Annotated in this window: 22 protein-coding genes and 1 tRNA gene; 12 read left to right on the top strand and 11 right to left on the bottom strand. The window is 54.7% G+C overall.

The window, feature by feature from the left end; genetic code table 11:
* Positions 1 to 135: 135 nt before the first annotated feature.
* Positions 136 to 912, bottom strand: coding sequence for a serine O-acetyltransferase (gene cysE / locus ACQ4OE_RS13570; protein WP_026000547.1), 777 nt, complete (start codon positions 910 to 912; stop codon positions 136 to 138).
* Positions 913 to 915: 3 nt separating this feature from the next.
* On the bottom strand, positions 916 to 1686 hold the full coding sequence (gene trmJ, locus ACQ4OE_RS13565) for a tRNA (cytosine(32)/uridine(32)-2'-O)-methyltransferase TrmJ (RefSeq protein ID WP_430946922.1): 771 nt from the start codon (positions 1684 to 1686) through the stop codon (positions 916 to 918).
* Between the two features lie 145 nt (positions 1687 to 1831).
* Here trmJ and suhB point away from each other — a divergent pair, with 145 nt between their 5' ends.
* Positions 1832 to 2650, top strand: a complete 819-nt coding sequence (gene suhB / locus ACQ4OE_RS13560) for a type III secretion system regulator SuhB (RefSeq protein WP_016773320.1) — start codon at positions 1832 to 1834, stop codon at positions 2648 to 2650.
* Between the two features lie 248 nt (positions 2651 to 2898).
* Here the strand turns inward: suhB and ACQ4OE_RS13555 are convergent, their stop codons facing one another.
* From ACQ4OE_RS13555 to queA, 6 genes are all read right to left on the bottom strand, one after another.
* Complete coding sequence (locus ACQ4OE_RS13555; RefSeq protein ID WP_008084667.1) at positions 2899 to 3447, bottom strand: glycine zipper 2TM domain-containing protein; 549 nt, start codon at positions 3445 to 3447, stop codon at positions 2899 to 2901.
* A gap of 121 nt (positions 3448 to 3568) precedes the next feature.
* Positions 3569 to 4483 carry a protein translocase subunit SecF gene (gene secF, locus ACQ4OE_RS13550; protein ID WP_122589967.1) on the bottom strand — a complete coding sequence of 305 codons (915 nt, stop codon included), beginning with the start codon at positions 4481 to 4483 and terminating at the stop codon, positions 3569 to 3571.
* A gap of 9 nt (positions 4484 to 4492) precedes the next feature.
* On the bottom strand, positions 4493 to 6361 hold the full coding sequence (secD, locus tag ACQ4OE_RS13545; RefSeq protein ID WP_122589969.1) for a protein translocase subunit SecD: 1869 nt from the start codon (positions 6359 to 6361) through the stop codon (positions 4493 to 4495).
* 64 nt (positions 6362 to 6425) lie between these two features.
* Positions 6426 to 6764: a preprotein translocase subunit YajC gene (gene yajC, locus ACQ4OE_RS13540; protein WP_003227923.1), complete on the bottom strand. Its 339-nt coding sequence runs from the start codon at positions 6762 to 6764 to the stop codon at positions 6426 to 6428.
* Between the two features lie 43 nt (positions 6765 to 6807).
* Positions 6808 to 7923: a tRNA guanosine(34) transglycosylase Tgt gene (tgt, locus tag ACQ4OE_RS13535; RefSeq protein ID WP_430946921.1), complete on the bottom strand. Its 1116-nt coding sequence runs from the start codon at positions 7921 to 7923 to the stop codon at positions 6808 to 6810.
* Between the two features lie 14 nt (positions 7924 to 7937).
* Positions 7938 to 9002 carry a tRNA preQ1(34) S-adenosylmethionine ribosyltransferase-isomerase QueA gene (queA, locus tag ACQ4OE_RS13530; protein ID WP_430946920.1) on the bottom strand — a complete coding sequence of 355 codons (1065 nt, stop codon included), beginning with the start codon at positions 9000 to 9002 and terminating at the stop codon, positions 7938 to 7940.
* Between the two features lie 108 nt (positions 9003 to 9110).
* Here queA and ACQ4OE_RS13525 point away from each other — a divergent pair.
* The 11 genes from ACQ4OE_RS13525 to ACQ4OE_RS13475 all read left to right on the top strand — a co-directional run bounded on the left by ACQ4OE_RS13525 (position 9111) and on the right by ACQ4OE_RS13475 (position 17651).
* A tRNA-Leu gene (locus ACQ4OE_RS13525) sits at positions 9111 to 9195 on the top strand.
* A 164-nt stretch (positions 9196 to 9359) separates the two neighbouring features.
* Positions 9360 to 10601, top strand: coding sequence for a tyrosine-type recombinase/integrase (locus ACQ4OE_RS13520; protein WP_430946919.1), 1242 nt, complete (start codon positions 9360 to 9362; stop codon positions 10599 to 10601).
* A 536-nt stretch (positions 10602 to 11137) separates the two neighbouring features.
* Positions 11138 to 11389 carry a helix-turn-helix domain-containing protein gene (locus tag ACQ4OE_RS13515; protein WP_430946918.1) on the top strand — a complete coding sequence of 84 codons (252 nt, stop codon included), beginning with the start codon at positions 11138 to 11140 and terminating at the stop codon, positions 11387 to 11389.
* Between the two features lie 95 nt (positions 11390 to 11484).
* Positions 11485 to 11739, top strand: a complete 255-nt coding sequence (locus ACQ4OE_RS13510; RefSeq protein ID WP_224788460.1) for a helix-turn-helix transcriptional regulator — start codon at positions 11485 to 11487, stop codon at positions 11737 to 11739.
* Complete coding sequence (locus tag ACQ4OE_RS13505) at positions 11736 to 12041, top strand: hypothetical protein (RefSeq protein ID WP_150604309.1); 306 nt, start codon at positions 11736 to 11738, stop codon at positions 12039 to 12041. The genes ACQ4OE_RS13510 and ACQ4OE_RS13505 overlap by 4 nt, the downstream gene beginning before the upstream one ends.
* 375 nt (positions 12042 to 12416) lie before the next feature.
* Entirely contained in the window at positions 12417 to 12575 is a 159-nt protein-coding gene (locus ACQ4OE_RS13500; protein ID WP_430946917.1) for a hypothetical protein, read from the top strand.
* Entirely contained in the window at positions 12572 to 12856 is a 285-nt protein-coding gene (locus ACQ4OE_RS13495; RefSeq protein WP_038362940.1) for a hypothetical protein, read from the top strand. Before ACQ4OE_RS13500 ends, ACQ4OE_RS13495 begins: the two co-directional genes overlap by 4 nt.
* On the top strand, positions 12853 to 13125 hold the full coding sequence (locus ACQ4OE_RS13490) for a DUF3077 domain-containing protein (protein WP_430946916.1): 273 nt from the start codon (positions 12853 to 12855) through the stop codon (positions 13123 to 13125). Before ACQ4OE_RS13495 ends, ACQ4OE_RS13490 begins: the two co-directional genes overlap by 4 nt.
* Positions 13122 to 16028 carry a DUF927 domain-containing protein gene (locus ACQ4OE_RS13485; RefSeq protein ID WP_430946915.1) on the top strand — a complete coding sequence of 969 codons (2907 nt, stop codon included), beginning with the start codon at positions 13122 to 13124 and terminating at the stop codon, positions 16026 to 16028. The genes ACQ4OE_RS13490 and ACQ4OE_RS13485 overlap by 4 nt, the downstream gene beginning before the upstream one ends.
* Positions 16029 to 16117: 89 nt before the next feature.
* Positions 16118 to 16981 (top strand): hypothetical protein, encoded by an 864-nt coding sequence (locus tag ACQ4OE_RS13480; RefSeq protein WP_430946913.1) that lies wholly within the window; start codon positions 16118 to 16120, stop codon positions 16979 to 16981.
* A 304-nt stretch (positions 16982 to 17285) separates the two neighbouring features.
* Positions 17286 to 17651 carry a histone-like nucleoid-structuring protein, MvaT/MvaU family gene (locus ACQ4OE_RS13475; protein ID WP_430946912.1) on the top strand — a complete coding sequence of 122 codons (366 nt, stop codon included), beginning with the start codon at positions 17286 to 17288 and terminating at the stop codon, positions 17649 to 17651.
* 428 nt (positions 17652 to 18079) lie between these two features.
* On the opposite strand, the gene ACQ4OE_RS13470 is transcribed toward ACQ4OE_RS13475, so the two are convergent.
* The 3 genes from ACQ4OE_RS13470 to ACQ4OE_RS13460 are packed head-to-tail and all read right to left on the bottom strand — an operon-like array spanning position 18080 to position 21842.
* On the bottom strand, positions 18080 to 20056 hold the full coding sequence (locus ACQ4OE_RS13470) for an exonuclease SbcC (protein ID WP_430946911.1): 1977 nt from the start codon (positions 20054 to 20056) through the stop codon (positions 18080 to 18082).
* Between the two features lie 2 nt (positions 20057 to 20058).
* Entirely contained in the window at positions 20059 to 20631 is a 573-nt protein-coding gene (locus ACQ4OE_RS13465) for an ABC-three component system middle component 4 (RefSeq protein WP_430946910.1), read from the bottom strand.
* Entirely contained in the window at positions 20628 to 21842 is a 1215-nt protein-coding gene (locus ACQ4OE_RS13460) for an ABC-three component system protein (protein ID WP_430946909.1), read from the bottom strand. The genes ACQ4OE_RS13465 and ACQ4OE_RS13460 overlap by 4 nt, the downstream gene beginning before the upstream one ends.
* Positions 21843 to 21981: the final 139 nt, after the last annotated feature.

The following is a 21981-nucleotide window of genomic DNA, read 5'->3' as shown; positions in this document are numbered from 1 at the left end:
CGCGCGTATCATAGCAAAGCCTGGCGGCATGCAGCCAGCGGAACCGCGCTATCGTTCTTCGCGAGCAGGCTCGCTCCCACATTGGAATGCAATCCTGTGTGAGAGCGAGCCTGCTCGGGAAGAAAGCGCCGCGGTTTAACTGGCCTGGCTCTGATCCTTGTCCTTCACGCAAGCGAAGTCTTCTTCACGCAGCTCAGGCAGATCTTTCGCACAGTAATTGCTGCCCAGATCCTTCAGCGCTCCGCACATCCCCTCCAGACGCCCGTCCACCGCTTGCAGGTGATCGAGCAACTGACCGATGGCGCGCGCCACCGGGTCGGGCATGTCTTCGCTGACACCGTAGGCATCGAAACCGATCTTCTCGGCCATCGCCTTGCGCTTGGCGTCCTGCTCTTCATCAGACTTAACGATGATGCGCCCCGGAATGCCTACAACAGTGGCGCCCGGCGGCACTTCTTTGGTGACCACGGCGTTGGAGCCGACTTTGGCACCGGCGCCGACCGTGAACGGGCCGAGCACCTTGGCGCCCGCGCCCACAACAACACCGTCACCCAGCGTCGGGTGGCGCTTGCCTTTGTTCCAGCTGGTGCCGCCTAGGGTTACACCCTGATAAATGGTCACGTCGTCGCCGATTTCGGCAGTCTCACCGATGACGATGCCCATGCCGTGATCGATAAAGAAGCGTCGACCGACCTTGGCCCCCGGATGAATCTCGATCCCGGTCAGCCAGCGACCGAAGTTCGACACCAGCCGCGCCAGCCATTTCAGTTCGTTACGCCACAGCATGCCAGCCAATCGATGGATCCAGATCGCATGCATGCCGGGGTAGCAGGTCAGGACTTCAAAAGCGTTACGCGCCGCCGGGTCTCGATGAAATACGCTCTGTATATCTTCTCGCAAACGCTCAAACATCTTTTAGTCCTTCCGCTTTAGAAGCTCACCACGGGCCGCTTTTTGGGTTTCCGTGAGGATGCCACGCAAAATATTCATTTCCGCCCGGCTGACCGAGCTGCGTCCGTACAACCGGCGCAGGCGCGCCATCAAGTGCCGTGGTTTTTCCGGATCGAGGAATTCGATGGCGACCAGCGTCTGCTCCAGATGCTCATAGAATCGCTCCAGCTCATCCATGGTCGCCAGCTCGGCGCTTTTCACCGAGGCCACTTCTTCTTTCTCGATCTTGCTCGGCTGACCTTGTGCGGCCAACCAGGCCATGCGCACTTCGTAACTCAACACCTGCACCGCCGCGCCGAGATTCAGCGAGCTGAACTCCGGATCGGAGGGGATGTGCACGTGGAAGTGACATCGCTGCAGCTCTTCATTGGTCAGGCCGGAATCTTCACGGCCGAACACCAGCGCAATCTCGGCGCCCTGCCCGGCTTCCTCGACCACTTTGGTACCGCATTCGCGCGGATCCAGCAGGGGCCAAGGGATACGGCGGTCGCGGGCGCTGGTGCCGAGCACCAGATTGCAGCCGATCAAAGCGTCTTCAAGAGTGGCGACGACTTGTGCATTTTCCAGGATGTCACCGGCACCGGAGGCGCGAGCATCGGCCTCGTGGTGCGGAAACAGGCGCGGTTCGACCAGCACCAATCGCGACAGACCCATGTTTTTCATGGCGCGCGCGGCCCCGCCGATGTTGCCGGGGTGGCTGGTATTGACCAGGACGACACGAATGTTCTGCAGCAAGGGAGGCGCTCTCGGACACAGGAAAGGGGTGCAAATCTTACAGAACAGCCTACCGTTAAGCTACGAAAGCGAACAGCGACCTTCACCTGAAGAAAAGTTCTGATAGAATGCGCGGCTTTCTTTAACAACCTTAGGTGACACATCCATGCAGCCCATGCTGAATATCGCGCTGCGCGCCGCCCGCAGCGCCAGTGAACTGATCTTCCGCTCCATCGAGCGCCTGGATACCATCAAGGTCGACGAAAAAGACGCCAAGGATTATGTATCCGAGGTCGATCGCGCCGCTGAACAGAAAATCATCGATGCCCTGCGCAAGGCTTACCCGAATCACTCGATCCAGGGTGAAGAGACTGGCCTGCACGCCGGCACCGGCATCGAAGGCGAAGAATACCTGTGGATCATCGATCCACTGGACGGCACCACCAACTTCCTGCGCGGCATTCCTCACTTCGCTGTCAGCATTGCCTGTAAGTACCGTGGCCGCCTGGAACACGCAGTGGTTCTGGACCCGGTTCGCCAGGAAGAATTCACCGCCAGTCGTGGTCGCGGTGCTCAACTGAACGGTCGTCGTCTGCGCGTCAGCGGTCGCACCAGCCTCGACGGCGCTCTGCTGGGCACCGGCTTCCCGTTCCGTGACGACCAGATGGACAATCTCGACAACTACCTGGGCATGTTCCGCGCTCTGGTTGGCCAGACTGCCGGCATCCGCCGCGCCGGTTCCGCTAGCCTGGACCTGGCTTATGTCGCTGCCGGTCGTTTCGATGCGTTCTGGGAGTCGGGTCTGTCCGAGTGGGACATGGCTGCAGGCGCCCTGCTGATTCAAGAAGCCGGCGGCCTGGTGAGCGATTTCACCGGTGGTCACGACTTCCTTGAAAAAGGCCACATCGTTGCCGGCAACACCAAATGCTTCAAGGCAGTTCTGACGGCGATCCAGCCGCACCTGCCGGCTTCGCTGAAGCGCTAAGCTTTACGCGAAACGCAAAAAGCACCCTTCTGGGTGCTTTTTTTATGCCTGGAATTCGCCCCTCAGATAACCCAAATATCCATGTGGGAGCGAGCCTGCTCGCGAATGCTGCGTGCCAGGCGGCATCAAGGTTGAAAGACAGAATGTATTCACGAACAGGCTCGAGCCCACAGAGATCCAAAGCGCGACCAAAATGCGGGCACAAAAAAAGCACCCCGCAGGGTGCTTCTTGTTAAAACAGTCGGTCTTTACTGACCCGGCTCATTCTGCGACAGAATCAGCTTGCCTTCCTTGTCGACCGGAATCTGGTTGCCCGGATCGCGATCCATCCGAACTTTGCCTTCCTTGCCATCGAGCGAGTAACGCACGTCGTAACCAACGACCTTGTCGCTGATGTCATTCACGGTGTTACAGCGAGTCTGGGTCGTGGTGTAGGTGTCGCGATTCTGCATACCTTCCTGCACCTTGTTACCGGCGTAACCGCCGCCGACTGCGCCAGCCACCGTGGCGATCTTCTTGCCGGTGCCGCCACCCACCTGGTTACCCAGCAAACCACCGGCTACCGCGCCGATGGCGGTGCCGAGGATCTGGTGTTGATCCTTCACCGGCGCCTGGCGGGTCACCGCTACATCCTTGCACACTTCACGTGGCGTCTTGATCTGTGTTTTAACCGGCTCAACGGCCAACACTTGCGCATACTCAGGGCCGCTTTTAACCAGGCTGTAGGTGGCAACAGCACCCCCGGCAGTCACACCGACAGCACCCAATACCGCACCAACCAGCAACGACTTGTTCACATGAACCTCCTGACCATCACATGCGGGACGGGCCCGCGCTTCTCCCAGCCTTGGAGCATAAAAAAAGGCGCGAGTTCAACTCGCGCCTTTCTTGGGCTGACAGCCGGGAAAGCGATGGCCGTTATGGACGGTCGTCGACTTCCTTCTCGGTGTTGGCCGGAGGAATCAAGTCCTCGGTGGTCAGGTTCAGCCAGATCAGCACCACGTTAGCGATGTAGATCGACGAGTAAGTACCCGCCAGTACACCGATGAACAGCGCGATCGAGAAGCCGAACAGGTTGTCGCCGCCGAAGAACAGCAGTGCCGCGATCGCCAGCAAGGTGGAGATCGACGTCGCCATGGTGCGCAGCAGGGTCTGCGTGGTCGAGATGTTGATGTTCTCGATCAGCGTTGCCTTGCGCAGCACACGGAAGTTCTCACGAACCCGGTCGAATACCACGATGGTGTCATTCAGCGAGTAGCCGATGATCGCCAGCACCGCCGCCAGTACGGTCAGATCGAAAGTGATCTGGAAGTACGACAGGATACCCACGGTCACGATCACGTCGTGAACCAGCGAAACGATGGCGCCGACCGCGAACTTCCACTGAAAGCGGAAAGCCAGGTAGATCAGGATGCCGCCGAGCGCCAGCAGCATGCCGAGGCCGCCCTGGTCGCGCAGTTCTTCACCGACCTGCGGGCCGACGAACTCGACACGCTTGACCGTCGCCGGATTGTCACCGCCGAGTTTCTGCAGCGCTTCCGCGACCTGATGGCCCAGCTGCGGGTCTTCACCCGGCATGCGCACCAGCAAATCGGTGGTTGCACCGAAGCTCTGCACGATGGCTTCGTGGTAACCCGAAGTCACCAGCTCTTCACGCACCTTGGTGACATCGGCCGGACGCTCGTAGGTCAGCTCAATGAGCGTACCGCCGGTGAAGTCCAGACCCCAGTTCAAACCCTTGGTCGCGACGCTGACCAAGGCAATGACCGTAAGTAACACTGTGACGCCGAACGCAACGTTGCGAACGCCCATGAAGTTGATTGTACGTAACATGGCAGCCCCTTAAATCCACAACTTCTTGAAGTCACGTCCGCCAAAGATCAGGTTGACCATTGCGCGGGTCACCATGATGGCCGTGAACATCGAGGTAAAGATCCCGAGGGACATGGTCACTGCGAAACCTTTGACCGGGCCGGTGCCCATGGCAAAGAGAATCCCGCCGACCAACAAGGTAGTCAGGTTGGCGTCGAGAATCGCGGTGAATGCCCGGCCGAAGCCTTCGTTGATTGCACGCTGCACGGTCATGCCGGCGGCGATCTCTTCGCGGATCCGCGAGAAGATCAGCACGTTGGCGTCGACCGCCATACCCATCGTCAACACGATACCGGCGATACCCGGCAGGGTCAGTGTTGCCCCCAGCAGCGACATCAAGGCCAGCAGCAGCACCATGTTCACAGCCAGTGCGACGGTGGCGATGACGCCGAAGAAGCGGTAGATGGCGATGATGAACAGCGACACGAACAGCATGCCCCACAGCGACGCGTCGATACCTTTGGTGATGTTGTCAGCACCCAGGCTCGGGCCGATTGTGCGCTCTTCAGCGAAGTACATCGGGGCAGCCAGACCACCGGCACGCAGCAGCAGCGCCAGCTCGGACGATTCGCCCTGGCCGTTCAGGCCGGTGATGCGGAACTGAGCACCCAGCGGCGACTGGATGGTCGCCAGACTGATGATTCGCTTCTCTTCTTTGAACGTCTGAACCGCTACATCTTTCTCGACGCCGTCGACCACTTGCTTGGTGTAAGTGGTGATCGGACGCTGCTCGATGAAGATCACCGCCATGCTGCGACCAACGTTCGAACGGGTCGCGCGGCTCATCAGCTCGCCACCGTGACCATCCAGACGGATGTTCACTTCAGGCGTGCCGTGCTCGCCGAAACCGGCCTTGGCGTCGGTGACCTGGTCACCGGTGATGATCAGACCACGTTCGATCTGCGCAGGAGGACGATTGCCTTCACGGAACTCGAAAGTCTCGGAGGTGGCTTTCGAAGCACCCGGCTCTGCGGCCAAACGGAACTCAAGGTTGGCCGTCTTGCCGAGAATACGCTTGGCTTCGGCAGTGTCCTGCACGCCTGGCAGCTCAACCACAATGCGGTTGGCGCCTTGACGCTGAACGATCGGTTCGGCAACACCCAGCTCGTTGACGCGGTTACGTACCGTGGTCAAGTTCTGCTTGATGGAGTATTCACGGATTTCCGCCAGCTTGGCCGGGGTCATCGCCAGACGCAGCACCGGTTGACCGTTGAGGTCGGCCGGAACAATGTCGAAATCGTTGAAGTTCTTGCGGATCAGCGCACGGGCCTGTTCGCGGGAGTCAGCATCGCTGAAGCCCAACTGAATGGCGCCATTGAGTTGCGGCAGGCTGCGATAGCGCAGCTTCTCTTTGCGCAGCAGGCTCTTGACGTCGCCTTCGTAGACTTTCAGGCGTGCATCGAGGGCTTTGTCCATGTCCACTTCCAGCAGGAAGTGCACACCACCGGACAAGTCCAGACCCAGCTTCATCGGGTGCGCGCCCAGATTGCGCAGCCATTGCGGGGTGGTCTGTGCCAGGTTCAGCGCGACGACGTAGTCATCACCCAACGCCTTGCGCACCACGTCTTTGGCCGGCAGCTGATCTTCAGCCTTGCTCAGACGGATCAGGCCGCCCTTGCCGCCAGACGCCAGAGTGGCTGCCTTGACATTGATCCCGGACTCTTTGAGCGCGGTGCTTACGCGATCAAGATCAGCCTGATTGACCTGCAGAGCCGTGCTGGCGCCGCTGATCTGAATGGCCGGGTCATCGGGGTATAGATTCGGAGCGGAATAAATCAGACCGATCGCCAGCACCGCCAGGATCAGAATGTATTTCCACAGAGGATATTTGTTCAGCATCACGCCGCCCGTTATGACGCGGGGCGCCTTGCGCGCCCCGTCGATTGAGTAGAAGTTGTTGCTCTTAGATCGCTTTCAGCGTGCCTTTTGGCAGCGTGGCGGCGATGGCGCCTTTCTGGAACTTCATTTCCACGGTGTCGGAAACTTCCAGAACCACGAAGTCATCGGCCACTTTGGTGATCTTGCCGGCGATGCCGCCAGTGGTCACAACTTCGTCGCCCTTCGCAAGGCTGCTCAGCAGGTTCTTCTGCTCTTTGGCGCGCTTGGCCTGTGGACGCCAGATCATCAGGTAGAAGATGACCAGGAAGCCGACCAGGAAAATCCACTCGAAGCCGCCGCCCATTGGGCCTGCAGCAGCCGGTGCAGCCGCGTCAGCCATGGCGTTAGAGATAAAAAAGCTCATTTAGCACTCCAGTTGCAAATGTTGAATCTTGGGGTCAGAAAACTCAGTCCAAAGGCGGAACGGGGAGCCCGCGTTTGGCGTAGAAGGCATCGACAAAGGCGGCCAATGTACCCTGTTGAATAGCCTCGCGCAAACCAGCCATCAGCACCTGATAATGGCGCAAGTTATGGATGGTATTGAGCATGCTGCCGAGCATTTCGCCGCACTTGTCCAGGTGATGCAGATAAGCGCGCGAGAAGTTCTGGCAGGTATAGCAATCGCAGGTCGGATCCAGCGGCGATTCATCATGGCGATGGAACGCGTTACGGATCTTCAGCACGCCTGTATCAATGAACAGATGCCCATTGCGGGCATTACGGGTTGGCATCACGCAATCGAACATGTCCACACCGCGGCGCACACCCTCAACCAGATCTTCCGGTTTGCCAACGCCCATAAGGTAACGAGGTTTGTCAGCCGGCATCATGCCCGGCAGATAATCCAGCACTTTGATCATCTCGTGCTTCGGCTCGCCCACCGACAAGCCGCCAATAGCCAGGCCATCGAAGCCGATCTTGTCGAGGCCTTCGAGCGAGCGCATCCGCAGGTTCTGGTGCATGCCGCCCTGAACGATACCGAACAACGCCGCAGTGTTTTCACCGTGGGCATTTTTCGAACGTTGAGCCCAGCGCAGCGACAATTCCATGGAGATCCGCGCGACGTCTTCGTCAGCCGGGTACGGCGTGCATTCGTCGAAGATCATCACGATGTCGGAGCCGAGATCGCGTTGCACCTGCATCGATTCTTCCGGGCCCATGAACACTTTGGCGCCGTCGACCGGAGAGGCGAAGGTCACGCCCTCCTCCTTGATCTTGCGCATCGCGCCCAGGCTGAACACCTGGAAACCACCGGAGTCAGTGAGGATCGGGCCTTTCCACTGCATGAAATCATGCAGGTCGCCGTGCTCCTTGATTACCTGAGTGCCAGGACGCAGCCACAGGTGGAAGGTATTGCCCAGAATGATTTCTGCGCCAGTGGCGACGATGTCACGCGGCAACATGCCCTTGACCGTGCCGTAAGTGCCCACCGGCATGAACGCCGGGGTCTCGACGGTGCCACGCGGGAAGGTCAGACGACCGCGACGGGCCTTGCCATCGGTGGCAAGGAGCTCAAAGGACATGCGACATTCGCGACTCATTCTGTTTCCTCTGGGCCGGTTTCTTTAGGGGCAGTAGGGGCGGGATTACGGGTGATGAACATCGCATCACCGTAGCTGAAAAAGCGGTATCCGTTGTCGACGGCGGCCTTGTAGGCGGCCATGGTTTCGGGATAACCGGCAAATGCCGAAACCAGCATCAACAGCGTCGATTCCGGCAAATGGAAATTGGTCACCAGGGCATCGACCACATGGAATGGCCGGCCCGGGAAGATAAAGATATCGGTGTCGCCGCTGAACGGCTTGAGCACGCCATCGCGCGCCGCACTCTCCAGCGAACGCACGCTGGTGGTGCCGACCGCAATCACGCGACCGCCACGGGCACGGCACGCCGCGACTGCATCGACCACATCCTGGCCTACTTCCAGCCACTCGGTGTGCATGTGGTGATCTTCAAGCTTCTCGACGCGCACTGGCTGGAACGTCCCCGCACCCACGTGCAGCGTAACGAAAGTGGTCTCGACGCCTTTGGCGGCAATCGCTTCCATCAGCGACTGATCGAAATGCAGGCCCGCCGTCGGCGCCGCCACCGCGCCCAACCGCTCGGCGTACACGGTCTGATAACGCTCGCGATCCGAGCCTTCATCCGGGCGGTCTATATAAGGAGGCAACGGCATGTGCCCGACGCGATCGAGCAACGGCAACACTTCTTCAGCGAAGGCCAGCTCGAACAGCGCATCGTGACGCGCGAGCATTTCGGCTTCGCCACCACCGTCGATAAGGATCTTCGAACCCGGCTTCGGCGACTTGCTGGAACGCACATGGGCCAGCACGCGGTGCGCATCGAGCACGCGTTCGATGAGGATTTCCAGCTTGCCGCCGGACGCTTTCTGCCCGAACAGCCGCGCCGGAATCACCCGGGTATTGTTGAACACCATCAAATCGCCCGGGCGCAAATGCTCAAGCAAATCAGTGAATTGACGGTGTGCGAGGGCGCCGCTCGGCCCATCAAGGGTCAGCAGGCGACTACCGCGACGCTCGGCCAAAGGATGGCGTGCGATCAGCGAATCAGGGAGCTCGAAAGTAAAGTCAGCAACACGCATGATGGGGTTCGTCTAGCAGGGCCGGAAAGTTTAGCGGAAATATCGAAAATAGACCATGAAACGTGATTGACCAACGGTAATCTCATCTCTATACTTCGCCGCCATTGAGCCCTGATGGCGGAATTGGTAGACGCGGCGGATTCAAAATCCGTTTTCGAAAGGAGTGGGAGTTCGAGTCTCCCTCGGGGCACCACATAGTAGTATCTGAGAGTCTCTACCAGTCTCTCAGACCCAAAGAAACCGGCCACTTGGCCGGTTTTTTTGTGCCTAACTGTTTACCCCTGTCTCCCCCTATCCGTTGTATCCCTGTATCCCTCCTTGTATCCTGAGAAAATTACCTAACTTTGGGATACAAGGATGAAGCGCGCAGACATCAAGCGCCGCCCTCTCGCTGACACGACACTCGCGGGACTGGAGCCGGAATCAAAGGAATACCGTGAGTTGGACGGAAACGGCCTCTACTTCAGGGTAAAGCCTGATGGCGGGAAGTCCTGGCAACTTCGGTACAAACGACCGGCGGGCAACTGGGCATGGATGGGGCTCGGGGGCTACCCTGAAGTAAGTGGAGCGCTGGCACGAGACAAAGCTGCTGATCTACGTAAAGTAGTGAGCAGTGGAGCAGATCCCCTTGAACAGAAGCGCTCTGCTAAGGCTGCGATTGATTTAGCCAAGACACGCACTTTTCGAGCAGCTGCCGATGCTTGGCTCAAGGCTAAGGAGGAGAAGGGTCTAGCGCCCTCCACCCTCAACAAAATACGTACATATCTCGATAAAGACATTCTTCCTGCGCTCGGCGACAAACCACTGGACGAAATTACTCGTACCGATTGCGCAGAACTTCAAGCATCCATCGAAGCAAGAGACGCTCACAATGTTGCGGAAAAATGCCGCACTTGGATCAATCAGATTTTTGGTCGAGCCATTGGCCTAGGCATGACTGAGAACGATCCTGGAAGTCGTCTTCGAGACATTGCCGCCCAAGCACCGAAAACTCAGCAGCACCCTCATTTATTGGAGCATGAGTTAGGCGACTTTTTAATCGCTCTCAAGAACACGCCAAGCAGGCTGACGGCTCGAACTGCAGCGTGGCTCTGTCTTTGGACAGCGTCTAGGCCGGGTATGGTCCGCTTAGCCGAATGGAAGGAGTTCGACCTTCACAAAGCTATTTGGACAACACCTGCCGCGAAAATGAAAATGCGCAGGGATTTCGTATGTCCATTACCTAAGCAAGCGATATCAGCTTTGAAAGAGCTTCACAGCCTCACTGGGCGCAGTCGATGGTTATTCCCCGGAGTCGGCGCGAAGAATCCAACAATTAGTGAAAACACTATCAACAAAGTGTTTGCAACGGTCGGCTACAAAGGGAGGCTTGTGGGTCACGGCACACGCCACACTGCTAGCACCCTGCTCAGGGAGCACGGCTGGCCAAAGGAGCACGTCGAAGCTCAACTAGCTCATAAGGAAGAGGGCATTTCAGGAATTTACAATAAAGCTCAATACTTCGAGCATCGGGTAAAGATGATGCAGTGGTACGCGGATTACCTAGATCAGTTGGCAGCAGGAAATGTCATTCATGGACATTTCGGCGAGGCGGTCTGAGCGCACACTCTCAATTCCTCCAAAAAATCCATGTAACGCGTGTAACCCGTGTAACGACCTCCGCCAAACGCCCGAATTCATTGGGTCTCCCAGGGGTTACACGTTTGAACGGGATCGCGTACACCCGGTGTAACGATGACTAACCGTGTAACGCCGGATAGCACCACTTCACTGATGGCCACATGTGGCTGGGACCTGAATGTCTCTCGCTGGAAATGACAGAAAGCATGGGGCGGGGGGATGAATTTCGGAAATTGAGAAACTGCAGAGAGAGAGTCAAAACTCGGTAATAAAGTACCGTTTGTGTAAAAAATTGTGAAAAACGCGTTTTGCTTTTCATTTTTTCCACTGTATAGAAAACCAGTGGGACATGGTGGGACGGCCCGGCAAAAAATGAAAACTTTGTCGCGAACGTGCTCACTTTACTTGCCACTAAACGGAACACTGCTTCGAAGTAGACGAAAAATAAAGCTTTTAAAAATCAATTATTAGTTTACATAGCTGGGGCCTGTAAGAACTACGACAGGTAACCCGCTATGACGATCCACGACGCCGCAACCCCATTTGCAACCATCCAGCCTGCTACAGAGCTTCTCACTACTGATCAGGTAGCGAACGCTCTAGGCTTGTCCAGCCGAACGCTCGCTGCATGGCGCAGCTTACGTACTCATTCACTCCCCTACGTCAAAACCGGGTCACGGGTGCGTTATCGCTCCGGGGACGTCGCGGCTTGGCTTGAAACCCGGGTTTGCTCCACCGCTGCCAATGCGGGAGGACGAACCGAGTGACCGCTTCCAACCCAGTCAAGAAAGCTATAGAGCTCTCTGCATCCGCCGCGTCGATCACTGACCGACGTAACAGCGCCAACTCGCCGCAATCACAAATCAACGCTTCTGATTGGGATCTGTCCCGGTACGACCCCGCTGCCACGTTGATCCGTATCAATCAAGTCATGGCCCTCACAGGCATCGGGCGCGCAACCGTTTACAAGCTTATGAACCAGTCCGAAAGCGGATTCCCACAGGCAGTGAAACTCACCAATAGCAACGCACGCGGCGCGCCGGTGGCATGGGTTTTAGCCGAGGTTTTGAATTGGAATCGTGCACGCATTGCGGCTCGTAACGAGGTGGCCGCATGAAATTCAAGATCGCGAGCAAAGCGGTGATGCATCCGTTTTCGGTGTTGCGCCGAATTGGTTTTTCATCCCAAACCATGCAACGGTTTGAACGCTTTCGCAGCCGAGAAGAAAAAAAGGGGCGTGTGGTCAGCATCCTCAAATGGGCCGACGGCACCTGGTGCATTCTCGCCCTCCACTGCGAAAAACTTGGATTTGTGGTCGTCGATGAAGGCCAGCAGATCGACGCCTACGAAGACGCCAGGTCCTTGATCGACGGCGACTTCCTGCCCTTGCTCTCCCTGCGCTGGGAAGCTCACGCCTGAAACAAAACGCCCCCGGGGGCGATCCGGAGGCGTTGAGGTCAATCTACATGCCCGAACAATTTATGCCGCACCAGAACAAACCGCAAGCCACCAGCGCAGTTGCACTTTCGAAAAACGGACGTTACTCTCTGGCCGTCGCTGCAAAATCAGCGACCGGGTTTGGCGACCCGAGTTTAAGAAGGCGCACAGGCGCCCCCATCTCGATTGCAGGCGCTTTTTTTGTGCCCGCATTCCTGCTTTATGGCGGCTGTGCGTGGGAGACCTTCGGGTCTGCCGGGTTCCTTCTTACCCGGTTCGCCAACCTGCGCACAGCTGCCACCCCAATTCGTTTGGCGACGAATCGTGGCAGTTCCTACTTAAGAAGGAGCTCCACCTATGCACGCCCTCAATCCGTCCAAAATTCGCGCCACTGCACACCGTGCAATGGCTCTCGCCGCTTTACACGCCAACTCCAGCCTCGCTACACGTCTCTCCCGTTACAACGCTCACATGGCCAAAGCCCGCGCACTCGAAACCGCAGGCGGTGCCCAATGAATAACGCCCTGAGCTTCTCTCTGCCTGAAGACCTGCTTTGCGTGAATCCGACCGCAGAAGCCGGTGTGCCCATCGACGCTATTACCTGCGCGATTGACCGTGCCGATTCAGTGCTGACATTGCTCGAGGATCACTTCGAAAATGAATCCTCGCGCCTCGCCAATCACGTTATCGCAGCCGTCCTTTGGGATGTACGCGGCACCCTCGGCCTGATCAAAACACTGGCCATGCACGGCGATAACACGTCGACGCCTGCCATGCAGAAAGGCGGTGCGCTATGACCGCTTCCACCACGCTCGGCCACGCCACTTTTACTCGCGTGAACGCCACCGACTTGAAGCTGTTCCGGGTCAATGCCGGAGTACCGGTTGAGGATGCACTGGAGATGGCTTCCCTGCTGCAGCATCACGCCAATCAGCTCAACTTCGACGCCGCCATGAGCGACAGCGGCGAGCGTTTCAGTTGGCCTGCTCTTTACCTTGGCGAGATGGCCAAAGCGCTGATCAACGACATCAACGACGCGCTGTTTTTGCCGAGGGCTGACGCATGAGCCAGCGCCCGAGCAACACCGCAAAACGCCCAAGCTTTGCCGACGTTAAAGCCGCCGCGCTGAAAGACATTGATCGTGTCTTGTCGCACTGGCTGCCCAAGGGAAAACGCGTCGACGGCGGCAAGGAATACACCGCTCCAAATCCGACCCGCAGCGATAAGCGCGCCGGTTCGCTCAAGATCAGTTTGAGCAAAGGCACATGGTCCGACTTTGCCACCGGCGATAAGGGCGGCGACCTGATTGATCTAGTGCGCTATCTGGATGGCGGCACCGACATCGAGGCCTGCAACAAACTCGCAGAATTGCTCAACGTATCGCCGGGCGCCGCCCAGGCGAAGACAGCGCCTGCTAAAACAAAAGCACCTGAGTGGATTGCCATTCAGCCGATCCCACCCGAGGCCATGAACAAGTGCCCAGCCAAACATCGCAATCATGGTGTGCCGTCCAAGGTTTGGGTCTATCGTGACGCAAAGGGTCAGCCTCTCATGGCGATCTATCGCTTCGACCTCGGGCCCGATGAAGACGGCAAGCCGAAGAAGGTCTTCGCGCCACTGACGTGGTGTCAGCGCGCCGATGGCCAATCCACACAATGGCGCTGGCAGGGTCTGCCAGATCCGCGTCCCCTGCTTCGCCTTGATGAACTGGCCCTGCGCAGTGACGCACCAGTGGTTCTGTGCGAAGGCGAGAAAGCTGCCGATGCCGCCGCCGAACTGCTGCCCAACCACGTGGCCACGTGCTGGCCGAACGGGTCCAACTCTTGGCACAAAGCCGACCTAACAACTCTCAAAGGTCGGGATGTGTTGTTGTGGCCGGACAACGACGACAGCGGCAAAGGCTGCATGGAAGTCGTTGCCGAGAAGCTGCGCGAAATCGGCGCTGCCTCGGTCCGACTCATCGAATTGGATGTGTTCAAACGCAAGCCGATCCGGAAGAACGAACGTGCCGCGTTTGCCAAAGGTGGGCAATGGAACGACGGCGACGATGCCGCCGATGCAATCGCCAAAGGCTGGACCGTCGACCACTTCGTCGAGCTGGAAAGCAGCGGTGAACTGTTCGCGGTGATCGAGGAAAAAGCGGTTGTCGCACACGTTGAACCAGAACCCGAACAGAAGCCTAAAGCAGCGCCCAAGCGCCCAACCAAATCGAAAAACGACCTAATGCCGGGAGGCTTTCGCCTGACGTCCGAAGGCGTGTTCTATGCCGGTGACGACGGCGAGGCGCGTCCGGTGTGTTCGCCGCTGGCTATCCTCGCCCGGACGCGTGATGACAAGGGCCAGAACTGGGGTCTGCTTGTCGAGTTCGACGATCCAGACGGCACCAAAAAACGCTGGAACATTCCGGCACGCACGATGACCGGCGACTTCGGCAAGGACGTGCTTGGGCCGTTGGTAGACATGGGCCTGCGCCTCGCCGGTAGCCGTTCGGGACGCAACGCACGCAATGACTTGCAGAGTTATCTCGGCGGATTTGACAGCGCGGAACGGGCACGACTGGTAACCCGCTTGGGTTGGCACGACAACGCCTTTCTGTTGCCCGAGCAGCAGGTTGGCACGCACAGCGAACATCTGCATTTCTATGATGCCGGTGCACAGCTTCCACCGATCAGCGAAGCGGGCACGCTCGAACAATGGCAACAGCAGATCGGCGCATTGTGCGTTGGCAATCATCGCCTAGCGTTTGTCGTCGGGGTGGCGTTCGCAGGTCCGCTGCTACACATGCTCGGCCATGAGTCGGGCGGCTTCCACCTGTACGGCGACAGCTCCGGCGGCAAGACCACTCACCTGCAAGTTGCCACCTCGATCTATGGCGGACCGCGCTTGGTGCGTTCATGGCGCTCGACTGACAACGCGCTGGAGTCCATCGCTGCCGCGCATTCGGACGGCCTCCTGGTGCTGGATGAAATCGGCATGTGCGATCCACGGATCATTGGAGAAACGGTCTACATGCTCGGCAACGGCACCGGGAAGGCTCGCGCCAATGACCGAGGCCAAGCAGGCCGGCAGGTACAAGAGTGGCGCCTGCTGTTCCTCTCCACAGGCGAGAAGACCTTGGCCCAGCACATGGCCGAAGCCAACAAGGAACTGAAAGCGGGCATGGAGGTGCGCATGCTCGCCGTTCCGGCCGATGCCAGCAAAGGCCTCGGCATGTTCGACACGCTCAACGGTTTCGAGGATGCGGCAGCGCTCTCCGATGCGCTCAAAGCCCGCGTAGCGAAATACTACGGCACCCCGCTCACTGCATTTCTGACGGCGCTGTGCGAGCCCGGCAAACGCCACGGTTGGGCGGCGATCTTGCGCCGCACGCTGGAAGGCTTTATCGCTAAATCGCTTCCAGCATCAGCGAGTGGGCAGGCGCACCGTGCCGCCGCTCGTTTCGGTCTCGCGGCAGCCGCAGGCGAGCTGGCTACCGCGATGGGTATCACCGGCTGGCCGGACGGGACGGCCACCACAGCCGCTCGCGTGTGCCTGAGCGCTTGGCTAAACGAACGTGGCGGCGCCGGTAATTTCGAAGGCGATGCGATATCGGCGAGGCTGCGACAGTTCATCGAGCGCTTCGGCGAAAGCCGCTTCACCCGCTGGGAATCGACTGCAGCCAAGATCGACGAACACGGCCCGCGCACGATTGACCGCCTCGGCTTTCGCAAGACGTTGGAGCACGGCATGGGCGACACCTTGCACACCACAAATACCTACTACGTGCTGACCGAGGCATGGCGCTCGGAGATCTTCCGGGGCATGAACCTTACCGCAGTAAACAAGGAACTCTTGCAACGCGGTGTGCTGGAGCCGAGCAGCGACGGCAAGGCATCAAGTCTGGTGCGATTGCCCGGCTTAGGCCAACAGCGCTGCTACATCGTGAAGGCAATTCCGGGAACGGATGACAACGAGGCTCGGGCTGCCTGAGGGCATCTCAACTGATCGAGGTAACGCCGGCTCACTCCCGGCCTCGCCAGCCAAATCAACGTAATCAAAACTCATCAAGGACCATGAACATGAAAATGAATGAATTGAAACAGCAACGAGCCGCTCTGGTCGCTGAGCACGAAACCATCGAAAACAATCTTTCCGCACTGGAAGCCGCTTGGCACAACGCGCCAAACAACTACAGCCCTATCGGTAACATGATAGGAAGTCCCGAGAGGCGTGAAGCTATGGATCGACTCTCGTCTGCCAAAGCTCGCTTACGAGCCATTCCATCCGAGATTGAGCGTATCGATAAAAAGATCGCCTACTTAGAACGGATGGACCAGGTTGACGAAATCAAATCACAGTCGATCCAAACCATGTCCGTAGCTGCTGCTGAGGTCGAAGCGCTGGAACGGACACAGTCACACTTGAAAGAACGTCTTCTGACGATTCAGACGGATGCGGAGCAATCCCTAGAAAAAGCGCAGCAAGCAGAAAGAGACGCTGCAAGCCTGTATGCCAGAAGTCTTGCGAGTGGCGATAGCGAAGGCGAAAAAGCTGCCAACGGCGAAATTCAGAAGGCAGCCAAGCAACTTGCAACCACAGATGAGAATGTCAGAAGGCAAGAACTTATCCTCGTGGCTTTACAGGCGGAACTCGACTCCCTTGAAGCACGTATCGCAGACGCCAAACAGCGTGAAAATGAAGCCAAAAAATCGGCCCTGAGCGCAGTAGGGTTTACGTTAGACGAAGAGTGGAATGCCGCCACGAATCACTTAGTAGCTATTGGTGCACGGATACTTGCCGTGGACTACCAACAAGGGAACTCGGGATACGGTTTCTCCAACCTAGATGTACCTCGATTTGGTCCTTTTCATTCGGATATTGGTCGTGAGGAGCTTGCCGCTGCTGCCCGAAATATCACATTAGAGGAACTGTTGGCAGCTTGAACCCGAAATAGCCCGCCGACGCGGGCTGTTTAGAAACCCTCGGATTAAGTAAATCATGATTACTACCATACAAAACAGCGCTAGCTGGACTGACACCCTGAAAGCGCGCAAAAGCTATTTGACGGAGCTGATGAAGGTCGTAGATATCAAAGCTGGAAAAGCCTCTAAAGTTCAGGTACTAACCGTGAACTTGATCAAGAGCGAAATGAGCCTTATCGAAAGCCAGCTAAAAGGTCGAAAGTAACCTGAACTCTATGCTGTAATGCTATTCAGATAGATATCTTCAAAAATAAAGGAAGCAATAATGTCTAAACTTGCCGAATACCGTCAGCTGGAAAAACACTTGGCCGAACAGCTTCAGGCGCTGGAAGCTCTGAAAGGCGACGGTGCACTGAAAAAAGAAATCGAATTTGAAACCAAGCTTCGTGAACTGCTCTCCCAGTACGGTTTCAGCCTCAAGCACATCGTCAACCTACTAGACCCACAGAGCAGCGCACGCGGCAAAGCGCCTGTTCAGGCGCCAGGTACGCGTAAACCTCGCGAGCTGAAGACATATAAAAACCCTCACACTGGCGAAGTGGTCGAAACCAAAGGCGGTAATCACAAGACGCTAAAGGAATGGAAAACCAAGCACGGTTCCGATGAGGTTGAAAGCTGGCTGAAAAAGTAAGATCGCTTCACCTGAAAAAGGGCCCAGATGGGCTCTTTTTGTCATTTAGTATTCCTGATTTACTTAAAACATCTAGCACGGTCGTGCTGAAAAGCAGCACTATGGCGCTCCACTGCGTCACCACACCTGTCGCAGCGATACCGGCCTATCCGCCAATGACGTTACCGCCCTCGCTGTATTTGATCCTTTCACAGGCTTCTGTGCTGCCTGCTGCGCAGGCTTCTTGAACCTCCTATAAGAGGCGCTCCCTTCGCGTGACTGCCATAACCTCGAATTTGGCCCGGAGCACAATACGGCTGACAACCGTCTTTCATATACGTCTTCTATCGGATAAGAAGTCAGTTAGATGCGCCTAGGAAATTAGGGGCATTTCATCTAGCCACCGGAGACCTATGCCAGTGGCTAGAGATGAAGGATCATAAATAGCGTTATGTTGGCTCAATATCGTCAATTAGCCCCACAGGCAAGCCATTTTCTCCAGTAGAGCTGTAATGAGCCACGATATACGTTTTATATCTATTAACAAAGGTATCAGGCACATCGTTATCAACAAGGATAATTTGGCACGGTACATCTTTCGCTTCAGCTCGATTGGCGACTGACAAAAGATATTCGTACATATTCTGATACTTTAGCGGATCAGAAATCCCTTCGCGTGCATCATCAGCAGCATCTGTTTGATCTTGATACTTCTGCTTAGTTGTTTTCCCCAAATACTTGCCAACGGTATCTATCATTAGAAGTCGAGGGTGATTTACTTCCGAATCTATTGCGGACTCAAGAATGCTAATTAGTAAGCCTACAGAAGCAATGGTCCTAAGACCGCCAGAAGTGATGTTGAGATATTCTCTATCCCTGATTACCGGCGCAAAGCTTCTGGCACTCACGCTGATACCTTCCTGTCTTTTTATATTAACTTTTTTCAGGTAGCTTTTGAGGTAATCAGACAGCTCCGAAAGTATCTCTGCAACGCTCGGCGCGCTCTGCTTCAGCTCTGCCAGTCTCTCATCTAGCTGCCTAATTACGAGCAATACGTTTTCGTATGCGTCGTGAATTTTTCTCTGCTGGTTGCGAACCTTAATACTATTTACTAGATGATTCCGAGACTCTTGCCGGGATGCCAACTCTCTAACCAAAGAATCTCGCTGAGTGAGATACGGTGTTACCATCGCCTCATTTTCAGTGTCGAGCATCTCTCTTGCTTTTATAATATCTGAACTAATCGCAGTGTAGTCTTTGGATAGTTCTCGAGACTTGGAGGAAAGCTCATCTATAAGGATCTGTATGCTCTTCTTCTTTTTCTGGATTGAGCTTAGCTCGGCAGATAAAGAGCTCGCCTCAGAAGTTTGAAACGCCTCATCATTGGAAGTAACATTAATAGGTGTGTCGCAAATAGGACACGGATTGGCCGAATGGTTCACCTCACCTATTCTTAACTGCGCATGCAAGATCCCATTAATCTTAGCAATATCATTTTCGTAGTCGTTTTTTAGGCGAGAATAGCTTTCTATTTGCGCTCTTGTTTTGCTAATCGACAAGGCAGTGGATTTTTCATTTAACGACAGCTCGTTGAATATTGCCTTAAGTTCTGAATGATTTGATGAGTTGGCTACCATCGTGCGATTAAGTCGCTCCAGCTCGACCTGGAGACCTGCTATAACCTTGTCAATCTCATCAATAGCATCGTCAATTGAGGTTCTGCTGTCATAATCTGTTTCGCGAAGAAACTCCGAGACCGAATTATATTTACTTAGAATAGCCTTGCTTTCTTTTGTACGCGATGCGATCTCAACCTCAAGTTCAGCTATGCTCGAGTCCAATACGTTGAACATGTACTTTAAGACTTCGCGATTGCGCGTAGCAAATACAGGATTATTTAACTCCAGAAAACTTTTGCTGCCAACGTCGTCTTGATTCAAATATACATATTTAAAAATATTCCTAAAGCTTAACCGCCTTACATCAGAGTCGGCCTTTGATGGGGAAACTTTTATTTTTACTTTCGGGAAGCCCAAGCTATCCAGTAAGAAATCTGAGAAAAACCCATCTGGCGCGTGGGGATCAGTGAATACAGGGGAATATTTCTTTGGAAAAAACTGCGGACATTTATCGACTTCGCACGGATAGACTTCGACATACTCTCTAGGTCTGTATATATCGCGCTTAATAGTCATCTTAACGCCGTTGATTTCAAGCTCAAGCGCCGCATACTCAACCGAAGACTTAACCTCATCAGCTAGTTCGATATTACTAGCGCCGAGCAAATAGTTTATAAACTCCAGGACACTTGATTTACCTGTATCTGAATCTCCATAAATTATATTGATGCCCGGATAAAATGGAATTGTGTAATTTTTACGATAACCTATGAGATTAAGACTAGTAATGCTGATATTAGGCTTCAATTTCAAATCCCTTTGAAAATAATATTTAAATAAGAGTTCAGCTTGCTGACAGACTGAGCCTGTAAAGAAGTTAGGCCTTCGGCAACATCCAGAGTTGCCTTAAAGTAGCTTTTGTCATATTCGTTATCTTTGGATCTGCTAGGGGGCTCCCCTGTACCGTCTGAGTTAAAATCGATCAGCTCCTCAGCAAACCTGATGCCGACTGGGCTGAGATAGTACTTAAGTGATTTGGGATCTGTAACGGTATCGCATTCAAGCATGCCACGAGCAGCCATATGCTTTAGCAGAAACTTCAGCTTTGACCGGTCAAACAAAACATCCACATTGCTAGAAAGGCTTTCTATCGTGAATACATACTGAGATTTTATTGGCAATAATTTCTTTCCGGCCAAAGCTAGCATTGGATTTATTTTGGATGGATTTTTTACCAAGTACAAAAAAATCTGTAACTTATCGAACTCAAGCACTGCATTGCCTTTAACTGAAAAGCTCAACTTATAAAGAATCAGCGCAACAATTGAAAAATTAAGGGGGAAGTCATCATCAATTAACAGGTACGGGAGATCATGACTCATGACTCACCACCCTCTTTTTTCGCCAGATCTGAAAGTTTCGTATTACAAGACCATACTACTGAAGTATCCGCAGAGTTAGCTAATTGATGTATCATGCCTTTTTTGTGAATCCCATCCAATTCGGCGAGAATGGTTTTAAGATATCCGCTGTCTTCTGACATGATACGAGCGTGCACGCGCTGCACAAATTGATCAGGCGTAGTTTTATTTGCAATGTGATGCTCGAACTCTTGTTTGTATACCTCTTTTACCTTGCCATAAAGCTCACTTAGCAGCTTTTTGTGACGGTCACTTGTGAAGACCTTTCGGGCCTCCTCGGCGTTAAAGAAGTAACCCTTAGCGTTTCCAGTTATGGCTTCATGGACATCTGCGATCACCAATTTAAGTACGAAAAGATGATCATCGTACTGTCGATTGTCCTGAAATTCTTTAATTACCAAGGGTGGTTTGCATATGGACTCAAAATCCAGAATATATTTCACCACAGCTTTGTACACGGTTTCGTCGCAACTCTTGGGCTTACAAATCCCGACATGATCTTCGTCGACTGCGGTAGAGTCTTTCTTTAAAGCCTCAATTGCCAACGCGCTCTTTTTGTCGACAAAAATATCGTGCGCACCATATATGTATTTTGTTGGCGGAGGTGGTGTTGCGGAATTTACCCAGGCGCTGCTTAGATCATATACAGCATCACTCAACACGCTCAAGTCAGCGAGTTGTACGTTAGATGATAAAAATGACCCGATATTCGCAATTTTTGCACCTGTATGCGGTACTGCCAAGGAGACAAACCCTTTTACAGGTGTAGTCTGGTTTTCTTCGAGGTGACCTAGGATGCATGCCTTGGCAACAAGTCCTCCCATGCTATGTGCGACAATCATTACTTGCTCATAACTGTCTAGGTTTACTTCGAACTCAGTGCGTAATAATTCTGCAATTTCAGAAATTGGTAAGTTTTTTCTCACACTCTTCCGAGATTTAAATAATCTTTGAAAAATACTTTTGTTTGCACCGTAAGTTGTCGTGAACGTAGTAAAATAGTTGAAGCAACCAATGTCAAAACGATCGGAAATGTTCGGGTCGGCAGCTAGCAAGCTCGGAAATGAAGTATTTTCGTCGTAGGACCAGGTTTCTTGACCGCCTTTCAATCCATGTACAAAAATCACGGCGTTAGCGTTATTGTCTCTTTTGGTCCAAGTGATCATGCTCATCGAATGTCCCTTTCTCGCGGTATTCTTACCGCATGTACTCTAAAATTCGGATCGGCCACGGGTGTGGTTCACTGTCACCAAGGCACTTAGTTCCGCAGGTGACGGCGTTCACACATCACCTAGACATGTCCAGCATAAG

Origin of the sequence: Pseudomonas sp. WC2, assembly GCF_050586545.1 — a bacterium.
GTDB lineage: Bacteria > Pseudomonadota > Gammaproteobacteria > Pseudomonadales > Pseudomonadaceae > Aquipseudomonas.
Note: the sequence above shows the minus strand (reverse complement) of the source record. Positions and strands in the feature narration are given on the sequence as shown.